At 48.8% G+C, this 344-nt stretch carries 2 tRNA genes; both read right to left on the reverse strand.

The window, feature by feature from the left end:
* Positions 1-83: 83 nt before the first annotated feature.
* Positions 84-158: transfer RNA gene (locus ACZ267_RS12845), tRNA-Gly, on the reverse strand.
* A gap of 35 nt (positions 159-193) precedes the next feature.
* Positions 194-266: transfer RNA gene (locus ACZ267_RS12850), tRNA-Lys, on the reverse strand.
* Positions 267-344: the final 78 nt, after the last annotated feature.

The raw sequence follows: 344 nt of genomic DNA on the forward strand, positions 1-344 counted from the left end.
CGGAATCGAACCGGTACGGTGATCTCTCACCGCAGGATTTTAAGTCCTGTGCGTCTGCCAGTTCCGCCACCCCGGCAAAATAATGGAGCAGAAGACGGGATTCGAACCCGCGACCCCGACCTTGGCAAGGTCGTATTCTACCGCTGAACTACTTCTGCATTATTTCGCTTAGAAAATTTAAATAAAATCGTAATGAGCCATAGAGGATTCGAACCTCTGACCCTCTGATTAAAAGTCAGATGCTCTACCAACTGAGCTAATGGCTCAAAAGATGGTGCCGGCCAGAGGACTTGAACCCCCAACCTACTGATTACAAGTCAGTTGCTCTACCAATTGAGCTAGGC

It is taken from the genome of Staphylococcus sp. AC872, assembly GCF_979255425.1.